This window comes from Streptomyces sp. NPDC033178, assembly GCF_055577685.1.
The window spans coordinates 1-13,344 of the sequence record NZ_JBVIPT010000019.1 but is presented as its reverse complement, the minus strand read 5'-3'; the positions used below and the strand labels follow the sequence as shown (position 1 = coordinate 13,344).

General features: G+C 71.4%; 11 protein-coding genes. 6 read left to right on the top strand and 5 right to left on the bottom strand.

Annotated features, from left to right (window positions below):
• Nucleotides 1-13: 13 nt before the first annotated feature.
• Both ACZ5VQ_RS37410 and ACZ5VQ_RS37405 read right to left on the bottom strand, forming a co-directional pair.
• Nucleotides 14-772 carry a dienelactone hydrolase family protein gene (locus ACZ5VQ_RS37410; RefSeq protein ID WP_469108861.1) on the bottom strand — a complete coding sequence of 253 codons (759 nt, stop codon included), beginning with the start codon at nt 770-772 and terminating at the stop codon, nt 14-16.
• 70 nt (nt 773-842) lie between these two features.
• Nucleotides 843-1,493 (bottom strand): hypothetical protein, encoded by a 651-nt coding sequence (locus ACZ5VQ_RS37405; RefSeq protein ID WP_469108860.1) that lies wholly within the window; start codon nt 1,491-1,493, stop codon nt 843-845.
• Between the two features lie 265 nt (nt 1,494-1,758).
• Between ACZ5VQ_RS37405 and ACZ5VQ_RS37400 the strand changes: the two genes are divergently transcribed.
• The 3 genes from ACZ5VQ_RS37400 to ACZ5VQ_RS37390 all read left to right on the top strand — a co-directional run bounded on the left by ACZ5VQ_RS37400 (nt 1,759) and on the right by ACZ5VQ_RS37390 (nt 6,469).
• The gene (locus ACZ5VQ_RS37400) at nt 1,759-4,848 is read left to right on the top strand and encodes a helix-turn-helix transcriptional regulator (RefSeq protein ID WP_469108859.1); all 3,090 of its coding nucleotides are present in this window, start codon (nt 1,759-1,761) and stop codon (nt 4,846-4,848) included.
• 377 nt (nt 4,849-5,225) lie between these two features.
• Nucleotides 5,226-6,140 (top strand): HipA family kinase, encoded by a 915-nt coding sequence (locus tag ACZ5VQ_RS37395; protein WP_469108858.1) that lies wholly within the window; start codon nt 5,226-5,228, stop codon nt 6,138-6,140.
• A gap of 47 nt (nt 6,141-6,187) precedes the next feature.
• Nucleotides 6,188-6,469 (top strand): Rdx family protein, encoded by a 282-nt coding sequence (locus tag ACZ5VQ_RS37390; RefSeq protein WP_469108857.1) that lies wholly within the window; start codon nt 6,188-6,190, stop codon nt 6,467-6,469.
• Between the two features lie 21 nt (nt 6,470-6,490).
• On the opposite strand, the gene aceB is transcribed toward ACZ5VQ_RS37390, so the two are convergent.
• The gene (aceB, locus tag ACZ5VQ_RS37385; protein ID WP_469108856.1) at nt 6,491-8,125 is read right to left on the bottom strand and encodes a malate synthase A; all 1,635 of its coding nucleotides are present in this window, start codon (nt 8,123-8,125) and stop codon (nt 6,491-6,493) included.
• A 202-nt stretch (nt 8,126-8,327) separates the two neighbouring features.
• Complete coding sequence (locus ACZ5VQ_RS37380) at nt 8,328-8,927, bottom strand: nucleotidyltransferase family protein (RefSeq protein WP_469108855.1); 600 nt, start codon at nt 8,925-8,927, stop codon at nt 8,328-8,330.
• Between the two features lie 223 nt (nt 8,928-9,150).
• Here ACZ5VQ_RS37380 and ACZ5VQ_RS37375 point away from each other — a divergent pair, with 223 nt between their 5' ends.
• Nucleotides 9,151-9,465 carry a DUF5955 family protein gene (locus tag ACZ5VQ_RS37375; protein ID WP_200395062.1) on the top strand — a complete coding sequence of 105 codons (315 nt, stop codon included), beginning with the start codon at nt 9,151-9,153 and terminating at the stop codon, nt 9,463-9,465.
• Between the two features lie 57 nt (nt 9,466-9,522).
• Here ACZ5VQ_RS37375 and ACZ5VQ_RS37370 read toward each other — a convergent pair whose 3' ends face one another.
• Nucleotides 9,523-10,323 carry an IclR family transcriptional regulator gene (locus ACZ5VQ_RS37370; RefSeq protein WP_362087751.1) on the bottom strand — a complete coding sequence of 267 codons (801 nt, stop codon included), beginning with the start codon at nt 10,321-10,323 and terminating at the stop codon, nt 9,523-9,525.
• Nucleotides 10,324-10,619: 296 nt separating this feature from the next.
• On the opposite strand from ACZ5VQ_RS37370, the gene allB reads away from it, so the two are divergent.
• Both allB and alc read left to right on the top strand, forming a co-directional pair.
• Entirely contained in the window at nt 10,620-11,969 is a 1,350-nt protein-coding gene (allB, locus tag ACZ5VQ_RS37365) for an allantoinase AllB (RefSeq protein WP_469108854.1), read from the top strand.
• 94 nt (nt 11,970-12,063) lie between these two features.
• Entirely contained in the window at nt 12,064-13,203 is a 1,140-nt protein-coding gene (alc, locus tag ACZ5VQ_RS37360; RefSeq protein WP_469109024.1) for an allantoicase, read from the top strand.
• Nucleotides 13,204-13,344: the final 141 nt, after the last annotated feature.

The window sequence follows — 13,344 nt, the reverse complement described above, 5'->3', positions numbered from 1 at the left end:
CTCCCAAGACGAGTCAGCCCTTCCGGCTTTCCGCCTTGAGATGTGTGGCGAAGAAGGCGTCGATGCGCCGCCAGGCGTCGGCGGCGGACTCCGGGTGCGGCCTGATTCCGGCGACACGCATCAGCGGACGCAGCCCGCGTGGCCCGATCTCGGCGTCGTTGAGGAACGAATGCCCGGCCTCCGGGTACTCCTTGACGTCGTGGACGATGCCGAGCCGGTCGAGGGACGCCTCCAGCTTGCGGGCCGCGCCCGGCAGCGTACGGTCGCGGGCCCCGTAGCTCGCGACGACGGGGCAGGAACCGTCGAGCGCCCGGTCGAGCTCCTTCGGCGGACGGCCGTAGTTGACGGAGGCGGCGTCGAACTCGCCGTCGTGCATGGCGAGGAGGGCGAAGGAACCGCCCATGCAGAAGCCGATGATGCCGATCCGCCCGGTGCAGTCGGGATCATGGGCGAGGAGGGTGCGGGCCGCCTCGATGTCGCGGAAGGCGCGGCCGTGTCCGGACAGGGCGGCCCGGAAGGTCGGCACCAGACAGCGGACGGCTCCTCCGTCGGAGAACAGGTCCGGCATGACGACGAGATAGCCGGCTTTCGCCAGCCGTTCCGCCTGACGGTGCATCACGTCGTTGACGCCCAGCGCCTCATGGACCACGACGACACCGGGCCAGGGGCCCGCCCCCACGGGCCGGGTGAGATGGCCGGTGAGCCGACGGGAGCCACCGCGGGCGACGCTGAGCTCGGTGAGATCGACGGCGGTGGTGGTCGTGTCGGGCATGCTGTCCTCCGGGGGAGAGGCGACGGGGACGGCCGAGGCGAAGGCGACGGTGGGACGGCCGAGGTGAAGACTAGGGCGCGATGAAGGGCTGTACGCGCTTGCGGTAGTCCTTCGGCCGGACTTCGTTGTAGTGCTTGTCCTTGTCCTCGCCCTCCGAGGTGAAGATGTACATCGGGCACTCGTCGGACTTGGCCTCGCCCGTGTGCTTGTACAACTCCTCGCCCGTGCGCGCCTCGACGACCTTCAGGCGGTACGAGGTGTTGTACGTACTGACGGTGAACGGCTTGCCGTCGCTCTCCATGTCGCACTTCCTGCCGGTCGGGCTCGCCTTGGTGCGCTCGACACAGACGACCAGCTCGGCGTCGGCCGGCTTGTCCGAGTAGCCGAGGATCCAGCCCTTGGGGAAGTCGCCGGCGGGCGGCTCGAACTGCGACCAGTCGTCGCCCGGGTTGTTCATGAGCATCGCCGGGTGCACGGTCTTCTTCGTACGGTCGTAGGCGGGCATCCCCGAGTAGCCGAGCCCGTCCGTGCACACCCGCTCCAGGTCCAGCGCGGTCGCCGGTACGTCCGGTCCGTCCGCCGCCGAACTCGTCGTCGGCGAACCGCCGGTGTCGCCTCCCGAGCTTCCGCCCGTGCCGCCGGTGAGCGACGAGCACCCGCACAGGGCCACGCTCAGAAGCCCGGCGGTGATCCATACGCGAGCACGCGGCGTCGACGGCATTGATGGCGCTGACGGCGTTGAAGACATGTGGCGACCCCCATCGAAGAACGAACAGCAGGCAGGGCATGTCCCCCGGGTCATGCCCTGTCCCCCCTGCCCTGCTGGAAGAGAGCTTGCCGCCCGCCGCCGCCGCGGACATCGGGGAAGTGCCCCCATGTAGTTGTGCGGCCCCTGTGACTCGTGGGTACTACGCTGTGCGGACTCGAAGGAGCTTTCGACGGATGCCGGTGGGGGGTATTCCGGAAGAGGGCGCAGGGGGGCCTGAGTGTCGTCGTTGTCGTCATCGGTACTGGTCGGCAGAGAACCGGAGCGGGATCTTCTGATCGCGGCCGTCCGATCGGCGGGCGAGGGGCGGGGCTCCTCGGTGTTCGTGCTGGGCGAGCCGGGCATCGGCAAGTCACGCCTCGTCGAGGAGGCCGCGGACGCCGCCGCACGCACCGGGGCACGGGTGCTGCGCGGGCGGGCCGCGTCCGCCGGGCGCGCGGTGCCGCTGCGCCCGCTGGCGGAGGCCGTGTTCTCCGGACTGCGCGGCGAAGGGGCGCCCGCCGAAGGGGACTTGGGCCCGTACGAGCCGCTGCTCTCGCGACTGTGCGGGCTGGCGCCGCAGGACGGTGCGCCGCTGGTGGGCTACGCCGAGGCGGTGCTGCGGCTCCTGGGGACACTCGGACGCGCCGGCGGCTGTGTCCTGGTGCTGGAGGACCTGCACGACGCGGACGCCGACACGCTCACCATCGTCGACTACCTCACGGACAACCTTCCCGGCCGGCGGGCCGTCCTGCTGGCCACCCTGCGCGGCGGGCCCGGACCGGCCCTCGACCTCGCCGAGGCCGCCGCGTCCCGACGTGCGGCCCGCATCCTGCGCCTCGCCCGCCTGGGCCCCGCCCACACCGCCGAGTTGGCCGCCCGCTGTCTGGGCCACGACGACCAGGGCAACGTACCGGCAGTGGTACTGGACCGTCTGCACGCCGTTTCCGAAGGCGTCCCCTTCGTCGTGGAGGAACTGCTGACCGCCATGGTCGACAGCGGCAACCTCGTTCAGCGGCAGGGCGACGGCTGGGCGGTGACCGGCTCGCTGAACGCCCATGTGCCCGCGACGGTCGCCGCCGCCGTCCTCCAGCGCGTGGACCACCTGGAACCGCCCGGTGTCGCGCTCCTGGAAGCGGCGGCCGTCCTGGGCAGGCGCTTCCCCGTGGACATCGCCGCCCGCGTCGCCGGGCTCGACAGGACGACGGCACTGCGCCAGCTGCGCCATGCGGCACGTGCCCAGCTGGTCACCGACGGCGCCACCGCGGAGGAGCCCGGCTGGCACACGTTCCGCCACGCCCTGACCGCCGACGCCATCACCCACCGGCTGCTGCCCGTGGAGCGGGCGGCGCTCTGTCTCGCCGCGGCCGACGCGATCGAGTCCGCCGAGGCCATCGAGTGCGTTGGCGCCACCGAGTCCGCCGACGCGGCAGGGCCGGAGCCACGGGACGCGGGCCGCCCCGCCCGGCGGGCCGGGGCCCTTCGGCGGGTCGGGGAGCCCCGGCGGGCCGGGGAGCCGCACGGTCTGATCGGCGGTGACTCGGGTGACGACCTGTACCGCCTGGCCGCGGAGCTGTGCGTCGCCGGCGGGCAGCGGGCACGGGCGGCCGTGCTGCTCACCCGGGCCGGCCGGCAGGCGGTCCTGCGGGGCGCTCTGCTGACCGCGGTGGAACTCCTCGACCGGGGCCTGGAGTTGACCGACGGTGCCGCGGACGCACCGCCCGAGGCGGTGGCCGGACTGCTGGAGGAGTTACTGGGGACACTCGTCCTCACCGGCGACGTCCAGCGCGTACCGGAGCTGGGCGACCGGCTGGACGGCGTCCTGACCGTGTGGGGCGCGCCGCCCGCCCGCCGCGCCGCGGGTTTCCTGGCCCGGGCCAGAGCCGCCGCCACCGCGCAGCAGTGGGAGGAGGGCCTGGCCGCCGTGCGGCGGGCACGGGAACTGCTCGGAGCCGAGCCCGACCCCGCGTCCCGCGCCGCCCTGGACGCGGTCGCCGCGCACCTGGTGCTCAACTCGCAGCGCCCGGACCGGCTGGAGAGCGCCAGGGCCCTGGCCGAAGGGGCCGTGGCCACCGCCGAGGCGGTCGGACTGCCGGAGGTGACCTGCAAGGCGCTGAACATGCTCGGGTACTGCCTGCGGCCCCAGGACCTGGCCGAGGCGGAGAAGGTGTTCGAACGCCTGGTGGCCACGGCCGAGACCCACGCGCTGCCGGTCTGGCGGATACGCGGCCTGCTGGAACTCGGCGTCCTCGACCGGATCCGGACCACCGGAACCGATCGGCTGCTGGCCGTACGGAAGGCGGCCGAGGAGACCGGCGCGGTGCTCATGACGGCCTGGGCCGACATGCATCTCGCGCAGGCCCACCTGCTGCGCGACGAGCACGACAGCGCCCTGGAGTCCGCCCGGCGGCTCCGGACGACGGCCCACCGGCTGCGGCTGCGCGAGGTGCAGCTGATCGGCGTCGGAGTGGACGCCATCATCGCCGCCTCACGCGGGGACCGGCAGAAACTCCAGGCCGCGCTGCACGTCATGGAGAGCGCGCTGGCCGGACGGAGCGCCGGAGCCCTCTGGGGCTACGCCGACACCTCCGTGTGGGGCTGGGCCCAGGGCATCTGCTCCCTCCTGCGGGAGGAACCCGACCGCGCGATGGCCGAGTTCACCGAGGCGGACCGGGCCATGCGGGCGCTGCCCAGCACCCGCGGGGTCACCGGCTTCCTGGGCCCCTACCTGCTCCTGCGGACCGCACGGGGCGCGGCCGGCTGGGCGGAGCTGGACGGGGCCGTCGCGGACCGGCTCACTCAGGTCCACTGGGACCGGCCGTTCGCGGGGTGGTCCCGGGCCGTGCTGCTGGGCCGCGAGGGCCGGGCCGCCGAGGCCGCCAAGGCGGCCGAGGAAGCACTGGCCGGGACCGACGCCATCCCCCTGGCCCGCCACCTGTGTCTGCGCCTGGGCGCCTCCGCGGCGCTCGCCGACGGCTGGGGACGTCCTGTCGAGTGGCTGCGCTCCGCCGAGCAGTTCTTCCACGACCGGGGCACGACACGGGTGTCGGCCGCCTGCCGCGCCATGCTGCGGGAGGCGGGCTCTCCCGTGGCCCGCCGCCGCGAGGGCCACGACACGATTCCGCAGGAGCTGCGGCGGGCGGGGGTGACCGCCCGGGAGTACGAGGTGCTGCTCCTGCTCGGCCGGGGGCTCGGCAACCAGGAGATCGCCGAGCAGCTCTTCCTCTCGCCACGCACCGTGGAGAAGCACCTCGCGAGTCTCCGGAACCGTACCGATCGGAGCGGCCGGGCCGCCCTGATCACCCTGGCACGCCGGTACGCGGACGGGTAGTGACGCCGGCCGTCTCGACCGGCGATCGGCACGAGCCGGGCGACGAGCGCGCGGCACCGCGGCCGAGGAGCGGCTCCGGAGCGCCTGGCGCGAGCGGTGGAACCGGTGCTCGCGGCAGGCGCTCCCGCGACCACCATGACCCGGAGTAACGCTTTTCTGCCCATGGGATCCCTCTCGCTCGGGTGAATCGACGTGCCCACAGTGCCCGCCGGACCCGGGAGGCACATGGGGGAACGCCCCCCACTTACTGGCCCGTGCGGGGGCCAAGCGATCACCCTCGATTAATATGCTCACTTCATGACGGGCGGTTTCCGCTGGTTGACACCTCCAAGGTCGTCCATGGATTGCAAGGTCAATGAAGCAGGTGGCCCGAGAGAATGCTGAGAGAAGTTAGCGCGACGCACTACATCGAACCCCTCCGGGCAGGCGGTTCCGTGCCCGGAGTCGTCGAGGCCGACGACCTGGGGACGTACGTCGTGAAGTTCACGGGCTCCGCGCAGGGACGCAAGGCGCTGGTCGCCGAGGTGATCGTGGGGGAGCTGGCGCGCGCCCTCGGACTGCGGTTCCCCGAGCTGGTGCTGGTGCACTTCGACCCGGCGATCGCCGCGCACGAGCCCCACCAGGAGGTCCAGGACCTGCTCCGGGCCAGCGCGGGCCTCAATCTCGGCATGGACTACCTGTCCGGTGCCAGGGACTTCACTCCTGAGGTCGCGAAGACGTTCCCCGTCGACCCTCTGGAGGCGGGCAGGATCATCTGGCTGGACGCCCTCACGGTCAACGTGGACCGTACGACGCACAGTTCGAACCTGATGATCTGGCCGACGCTCGGCGTCGCGCCCCCGCGGCTGTGGCTCATCGACCACGGCGCGGCCCTGGTCTTCCACCACCGCTGGGACGCGTCGGAGCCGGACAAGGCGTACGACTTCCGGCGGCACGCGCTCGGCGGCCACACCCCCGACACCCGCGCGGCGGACGCCGAGCTCGCGCCCCGGGTGACGGAGGAACTGCTGCGCGCGATCACGGCGGAGGTGCCCGACGCCTGGCTAGCCGACGAGCCCGGTTTCGCGACCCCGGACGAGGCCCGGGAGGCGTACGTGGGCCACCTCCTCGCCCGTGCCAGGGCCTCGGCGGCCTGGCTCCCCACGGACTTCCCCACCCGCGAACAGCTCGCCGCCGAGGACGCGGACCGCGCGGCGAAGACCCGGAGGGGGCGGCCGGACTGGCTCAAGCAGGTCCCCGACCTGCACGGCAAGCCGGCCGTGGAACACGACGGGACGGTACACCTCGGATGACCGCCGAGAATGGTCACGTGACTACTGAGAACGTGACAACTGAGAACGTGACCACTGAGAACACGCACCGCGTCCAGATCGAGTACTGCACCCAGTGCCGCTGGCTGCCCCGCGCCGCCTGGCTCGCCCAGGAACTCCTCACCACCTTCGAGCAGGAGCTGACGGAGCTCGCGCTCAAGCCCGGCACCGGCGGCGTCTTCGTCGTACGGGTCGACGACGAGGTGGTCTGGGACCGCCGCGAGCAGGGCTTCCCGGAGCCGACTGCCGTCAAGCGCCTCGTACGCGACCGAGTGGCCCCGGACAAGTCCCTGGGCCACTCGGAGAAGTGAGACGCGTGCGGCTCGGCGGGTTCAGCCGGCCAGCTGCTCGTAGGCGGGCAGGGTCAGGAAGTCCGCGTAGTCCTCGTCGAGCGCGACCGTCAGCAGCAGGTCGTGGGCCTGCTGCCAGCGGCCGGCCGCGAAGGCCTCCTCGCCGATCTCGGCGCGGATGTCGGCCAGCTCCCGGGCCGCGATCTCGCGGGCCAGCTCGGGCGTGGCCTTCACCATGTTCCCGTCGTGCTCGAACTCGACTCCCGCGTTGATCCACTGCCAGATCTGCGAGCGGGAGATCTCGGCCGTCGCCGCGTCCTCCATCAGGTTGAAGATGGCGACCGCGCCGAGGCCGCGCAGCCAGGCCTCGATGTAACGGATGCCGACCTGGACGGCGTTGACGAGTCCGTCGTAGGTGGGCCTGGCGTCGAGGGAGTCGACGGCGATGAGGTCGGCGGCCTTCACGTCGACGTCCTCGCGCAGCCGGTCCTTCTGGTTCGGCCTGTCGCCGAGCACGGCGTCGAAGGACGCCATCGCGATCGGCACGAGGTCCGGGTGGGCCACCCACGATCCGTCGAAGCCGTCGCCCGCCTCACGGTCCTTGTCGGCCTTGACCTTCTCGAAGGCGACCTTGTTGACCTCCTCGTCGCGCCGCGAGGGGATGAACGCCGCCATGCCGCCGATCGCGTGCGCGCCGCGCTTGTGGCAGGTGCGGACGAGGAGTTCGGTGTACGCGCGCATGAACGGGGCCGTCATCGTCACCGCGTTGCGGTCCGGCAGGACGAACTTCTGCCCGCCGTCACGGAAGTTCTTGACGATGGAGAAGAGGTAGTCCCAGCGGCCCGCGTTCAACCCCGAGGCGTGGTCGCGGAGTTCGTAGAGGATCTCCTCCATCTCGTACGCCGCCGTGATCGTCTCGATCAGGACGGTTGCGCGGACGGTGCCCTGCGGGATGCCGACGTAGTCCTGCGCGAAGACGAAGACGTCGTTCCAGAGGCGGGCCTCCAGGTGCGACTCCGTCTTCGGGAGATAGAAGTACGGGCCCTTGCCGAGGTCGAGCAGCCGCTGGGCGTTGTGGAAGAAGTACAGGCCGAAGTCGACGAGCGCGCCCGGGACCGGAGTGCCCTCGGCGTCGACGAGGTGACGCTCGTTCAGATGCCAGCCGCGCGGGCGCATCACGACCGTCGCCAGCTCCTCGGGGGCTTTGAGAGCGTACGACTTGCCGGTGCGCTCGTCCGTAAAGTCGATGCTGCGGGTGTACGCGTCGGCCATGTTCACCTGGCCGGTGACCACGTTCTCCCAGGTGGGCGCGGAGGCGTCCTCGAAGTCCGCGAGCCATACCTTGGCGCCCGAGTTGAGGGCGTTGATGGTCATCTTGCGGTCGGTGGGGCCGGTGATCTCGACGCGGCGGTCGTTCAGGGCCTCGGGCGAAGGGGCCACCTTCCAGGAGTCGTCCGCGCGGATCGCGGCGGTCTCCGGGAGGAAGTCGAGGGTGGAGGTGCGGGCGATCTCGGCGCGGCGCTCGGCACGGCGGGCGAGGAGTTCGTCACGCCGGGGCGTGAACCGCCGGTGCAGCTCGGCCACGAAGGCGAGGGCCGCGTCGGTGAGGACCTCCTCCTGCCGCGGCAGGGGCTCGGCGTCGATGATGGCCAGCGGGGACGGCGCTGGTGCGGACATGAACTGTCACTTCCTTCAGCGAGCTGACGTGAGTACGCCGCGGCACCGGGTGCCGGCGGATCCTGAAGCGACCGACGGGACCGGGAGGAGGGTCGGACGCTTCTGAACAGTGGATACTAGTTTCCTCATGGTGGAAGTTCAATAATTTGTTGACGTCGAGATTCTCCGCTTCGAGGGAACGTGGCGCTCGGTGCCACCCCGTTCACTCAAGGTGGACCAGGTCGCCCTCCGTGTCGATGTCGTAGGGCTGTGCCACGTCCCCGCACTCGACGAGCACGATCTCGTCCTCGTGTGCCTTCAGATAGGCGCGCGCCCCCCGGTCCCCGGTCGCGGTCGCGGCGATCCCCGCCCAGTGCCGGGCGCCGAACAGCACCGGATGCCCTCTCTCCCCGTCGTACGAGGCCGCCGCGAGCGTTTCGTCCGACGCGTACGCGGCGTGTACGCGGGCCACGGCTTCCGGTCCGATCCCCGGCTGGTCCACCAGTGACACCAGGACGGCCCGGACGCCCGTACCGGCCAGCGAGTCCAGGCCGGCCCGCAGTGAGGAGCCCATGCCCTGCGCCCATTCGGGGTTGTCCACGAGCACGCAGCCGGACAGCAGGGCCCGCTCGCGCACGGCGTCCGCCGCTGCGCCGAGCACCACATGGATCCGGGTGCAGCCGCCCGCCCGCAGCGTTCCGACCGCGTGTTCGACGAGAGGGTGTCCTTGGTGGGTCAGGAGCGCCTTGGGGCGCCCACCGAGGCGGCGCCCCCCGCCGGCGGCCAGCAGCAGCCCGGCGACCTGCTCGTTGTTCTCCGTCATCCCCCTTGCATACCCGACCGGGGGCGGACGTGCCCCGGAACCCCTGCGGGCCTCGCGGTGTCCGGGGACTGAATTTCGGTCCTCGTGGTGGCGCCCACCGCATCGGGTGGCGTTTACTGTCCCGCGTCCCTGGGCGCCTGACCAACGCCGCGGGGTGGATTTCGACGGGAGCGCGGAGCAGGCACGACGTATCGCGCACAAAGACGTGCGAGGGGGGAGAGCTGTGTTGCGGAGCTTGGGACAGAGGCCAGTGACCGGCAGCGACGAGGATCCGAGAGTGGCGGAGTTGCGGACCGCGGTGTCCAGGCTGCGCCGCGAACTCGCCGCGCATCCGGCCGAGTTCCCGGACCGCGGCATCGCGGAGGACGAACTCGCGGCGCTCGCCGCGATGGCCGTCACCGGGATGCCGGAAGTGCCGCGCCTGCGCCGCTCACTGCTTCTGATCGCCGGTTCCATCGGCTCGGTCAGCGCACTGGCCGCCGGGCTCGCGGGCGTACGCAGCGCGGTGGAACTCTTCGGCGAGCCGCCCCGGCGCTGATACCGGTCAAGTGGCCGATCCCGGACGGGAGTTCAGGTCGCCGAGCCCCGCGGGCTCTCAGGTCGTCGATCCCGAGCTGGCCAGGGCCTCCGACAGCTCCACCGCCACCTGCTGGAGCACCGGCACGATCCGCTCCGTCGCCGTCTCCGTGACACGGCCGGCCGGACCGGAGATCGAAATCGCCGCCGCGGTGGGGGAGTTGGGCACGGAGACGGCGAGGCAGCGGACCCCGATCTCCTGCTCGTTGTCGTCCACCGCGTACCCGGCGCTCCGTACCTCTTCGAGCGCGCTGAGGAACGCGTCCGGGGTCGTGATCGTCTTCTCTGTCGCCGCGGGCATGCCCGTACGGGACAGGAGGGCGCGCACCTCGTCCGCCGGGACGTGCGCGAGCAGGGCCTTGCCGACGCCCGTGGAGTGCGGCAGCACCCGCCGGCCCACCTCGGTGAACATCCGCATCGAGTGCTTGGACGGCACCTGTGCCACGTACACGATCTCGTCGCCGTCGAGCAGCGCCATGTTCGCCGTCTCGCCGGTCTCCTCGACCAGGCGCGCCAGATAGGGGCGGGCCCAGGTGCCGAGCAGCCGGGACGCGGACTCGCCGAGCCGGATCAGACGCGGGCCGAGCGCATAGCGCCGATTGGCCTGCTGGCGTACATATCCGCAGGCCACGAGCGTGCGCATGAGACGGTGGATGGTGGGCAGCGGCAGCCCGCTGCTCACGGACAACTCGCTCAGCCCGACCTCGCCGCCCGCGTCCGCCATCCTCTCCAGCAGGTCGAAGGCGCGCTCAAGAGACTGGACGCCACCGGGGGAGGCGGCTGGCTTGGCGTCGGTGGTGCTGGCGCTGGACGTCGGCACGGGCGCGGTCCTTTCAGGCGGGCAGGGAGGCAGCCTACCCGGCAGTTGGTTGACTGCACGGCTCGGTGTGGTTACGTTCTGCTTGGTGGAAGCATAATTCCGCTTTGTGGAAACGTCCAGGGAATTCACCAGTGGCGACCGCTGGAGAAGCCGACTCTTGACGGCGTGGGGCGAGGAGTGAAGACTCCTTCAACAGAACGTTGAATTCCGTTACGTGGAAGTAAACGGCGGAAGGCGGCGGGCGGCACAGAGACATGTGCGGCGTGGAGAAACGTGCGGCATGGAGAGGGGTCCGGGTGTCCGACGACGGATGGGGCGAATTGATTCTGCGCTCGACGCGCGTGATCACCCCCGAAGGGACGCGGGCCGCCTCGGTCGTCGTCTCCGGGGACAAGATCACGGCTGTGCTCGCGCACGACGCCGAGGTGCCGGCCGGGGCCCGGCTGGAGGACTTCGGTGACGATGTCCTGCTGCCCGGCCTCGTCGACACCCACGTGCACGTCAACGACCCGGGCCGCACGGAGTGGGAGGGCTTCTGGACCGCCACGCGCGCCGCGGCGGCCGGCGGCATCACGACCCTGGTCGACATGCCCCTCAACTCCCTGCCGCCGACCACGACGGTCGACCACCTGCGCACCAAGAAGGACGTCGCCCGCTCCAAGGCGCACATCGACGTCGGCTTCTGGGGCGGTGCTCTGCCCGACAACGTCAAGGACCTGCGGCCGCTGCACGACGTGGGCGTCTTCGGTTTCAAGGCGTTCCTGTCGCCCTCCGGGGTCGACGAGTTCCCCGAGCTTGACCAGGAGCAACTCGCCCTGTCCCTCGCGGAGATCGCCGGATTCGACGGGCTGCTGATCGTGCACGCCGAGGACCCGCACCACCTCGCGGCGGCCCCGCAGAAGAGCGGCCAGAGGTACGCGGACTTCCTCGCCTCGCGACCGCGGGACGCCGAGGACACCGCCATCGCGAACCTCATCGGCCAGGCGAAGCGCCTCAACGCGCGCGTCCACGTGCTGCACCTGTCGTCCAGCGACGCGCTGCCGCTGATCGCCGCCGCCAAGGCCGAGGGCGTACGCGTCACGGTCGAGACCTGCCCCCACTATCTGACCCTGACGGCCGAGGAAGTCCCGGACGGGGCGAGCGAGTTCAAGTGCTGCCCGCCCATCCGTGAGGCCGCCAACCAGGACCTGCTGTGGCAGGCGCTGGCCGACGGCACGATCGACTGCGTGGTCACCGACCACTCCCCGTCGACGGCCGACCTGAAGACCGACGACTTCGCGACCGCGTGGGGCGGCATCTCCGGCCTCCAGCTCAGCCTCTCCGCCGTCTGGACCGAGGCCCGTAAGCGTGGGTACGGCCTGGAGGACGTGGTCCGCTGGATGTCCTCGCGCACGGCCGCACTGGTCGGACTCGACGACCGCAAGGGAGCCATCGCGGCCGGCCTCGACGCCGACTTCGTGGTCCTGGCGCCCGACGAGACCTTCACCGTCGACCCCGCCGCACTCCAGCACCGCAACCGGGTCACCGCGTACGCGGGCCGGACTCTGCACGGAGTCGTGAAATCCACCTGGCTGCGCGGTGACCGCATCGTGGCGGAAGGTGAGTTCGCTGACCCGAAGGGTCAACTCCTCTCCAGGCGACGGTAGTTCATCCACAAAAAACAGAAGAGCCGGTACTCGTACCGCAATTCGCGCACGACCCGCACCCGCACCCGCAGCGGCCGACTCCCGAAAGGCAGACCTGATCACTGTGACGGCGCAGCACCAGAACCCTCCGGCCCGTTTCACCGGCGACGCGAACCCCTACGGAGGCGGCGACCCGTACGCGGACCACCGCAGCGCCGACTTCCCCTTCACCCAGTACGCCAACCTCGCCGACCGGCAGCTCGGTGCCGGGGTCGTCGCCGCCAACGACGAGTTCTTCGCCCAGCGCGAGAACCTGCTCCTGCCCGAGCGGGCCGAGTTCGACCCCGAGCACTTCGGGCACAAGGGCAAGATCATGGACGGCTGGGAGACCCGGCGCCGGCGCGGTGCCTCCGCCGAGCACCCGTGGCCCACGGCCGACGATCACGACTGGGCGCTCGTACGCCTCGGCGCGCCCGGTGTCGTACAGGGCATCGTCATCGACACCGCCCACTTCCGTGGCAACTACCCGCAGGCGGTGTCGGTCGAGGGTGCCTCGGTCCCCGGCTCCCCGTCCCCCGAGGAACTCCTCGCGCACGACGTGAAGTGGACGACGCTCGTCCCGCGCACGGCGGTCGGCGGCCACGCGGCCAACGGCTTCGCCGTCGACGTGGAGCAGCGCATCACCCACCTCCGCGTCAACCAGCACCCGGACGGTGGCATCGCGCGCCTTCGCGTGTACGGCGAGGTCGTCCCCGACCCGCAGTGGCTGTCGGTCCTCGGCACCTTCGACGTCGTCGCCCTGGAGAACGGCGGGCAGGTCGAGGACGCGTCCAACCTCTTCTACTCACCCGCCACCAACACCATCCAGCCGGGGCGTTCCCGCAAGATGGACGACGGGTGGGAGACGCGGCGGCGGCGTGACCAGGGGAACGACTGGATTCGCTACCAGCTGGTCGCGCGGTCCGAGATCCGCGCGGTCGAGATCGACACGGCGTATCTGAAGGGCAACTCTGCCGGGTGGGCGGCTGTTTCGCTGCGGGACGGGGTGGACGGGGAGTGGGTCGAGGTACTGCCCCGCACCCGCCTCCAGCCCGACACGAACCACCGGTTCGTCCTCGCCGGCCCGGCCGTCGGTACGCACGCGCGCGTCGACATCTTCCCCGACGGAGGCATCTCCCGCCTGCGACTCTTCGGTTCCCTGACGGAGGAGGGCGCGACCGGCCTGGCGGCCCGCCACCAGGAACTCGGCGGCTGAGCCGGGGAGTTCTTCGCCCCCGCCGCCCCTACCCATTCCCGTCACCACTCGGGGGCTCCGCCCCCGAACCCCCGCTCCTCAAACGCCGGAGGGGCTGACTACCAGCCCGTCCGGCGTTTGAGGACGAGGCCGTTCAGGCCG

Bases quoted from the DNA above. Each gene is read 5' to 3' on its own strand.
- ACZ5VQ_RS37410 (WP_469108861.1), bottom strand. From the start codon at position 772: ATGCCCGACACGACCACCACCGCCGTCGATCTCACCGAGCTCAGCGTC.
- ACZ5VQ_RS37405 (WP_469108860.1), bottom strand. From the start codon at position 1,493: ATGCCGTCGACGCCGCGTGCTCGCGTATGGATCACCGCCGGGCTTCTG.
- ACZ5VQ_RS37395 (WP_469108858.1), top strand. From the start codon at position 5,226: ATGCTGAGAGAAGTTAGCGCGACGCACTACATCGAACCCCTCCGGGCA.
- aceB (WP_469108856.1), bottom strand. From the start codon at position 8,125: ATGTCCGCACCAGCGCCGTCCCCGCTGGCCATCATCGACGCCGAGCCC.
- ACZ5VQ_RS37380 (WP_469108855.1), bottom strand. From the start codon at position 8,927: ATGACGGAGAACAACGAGCAGGTCGCCGGGCTGCTGCTGGCCGCCGGC.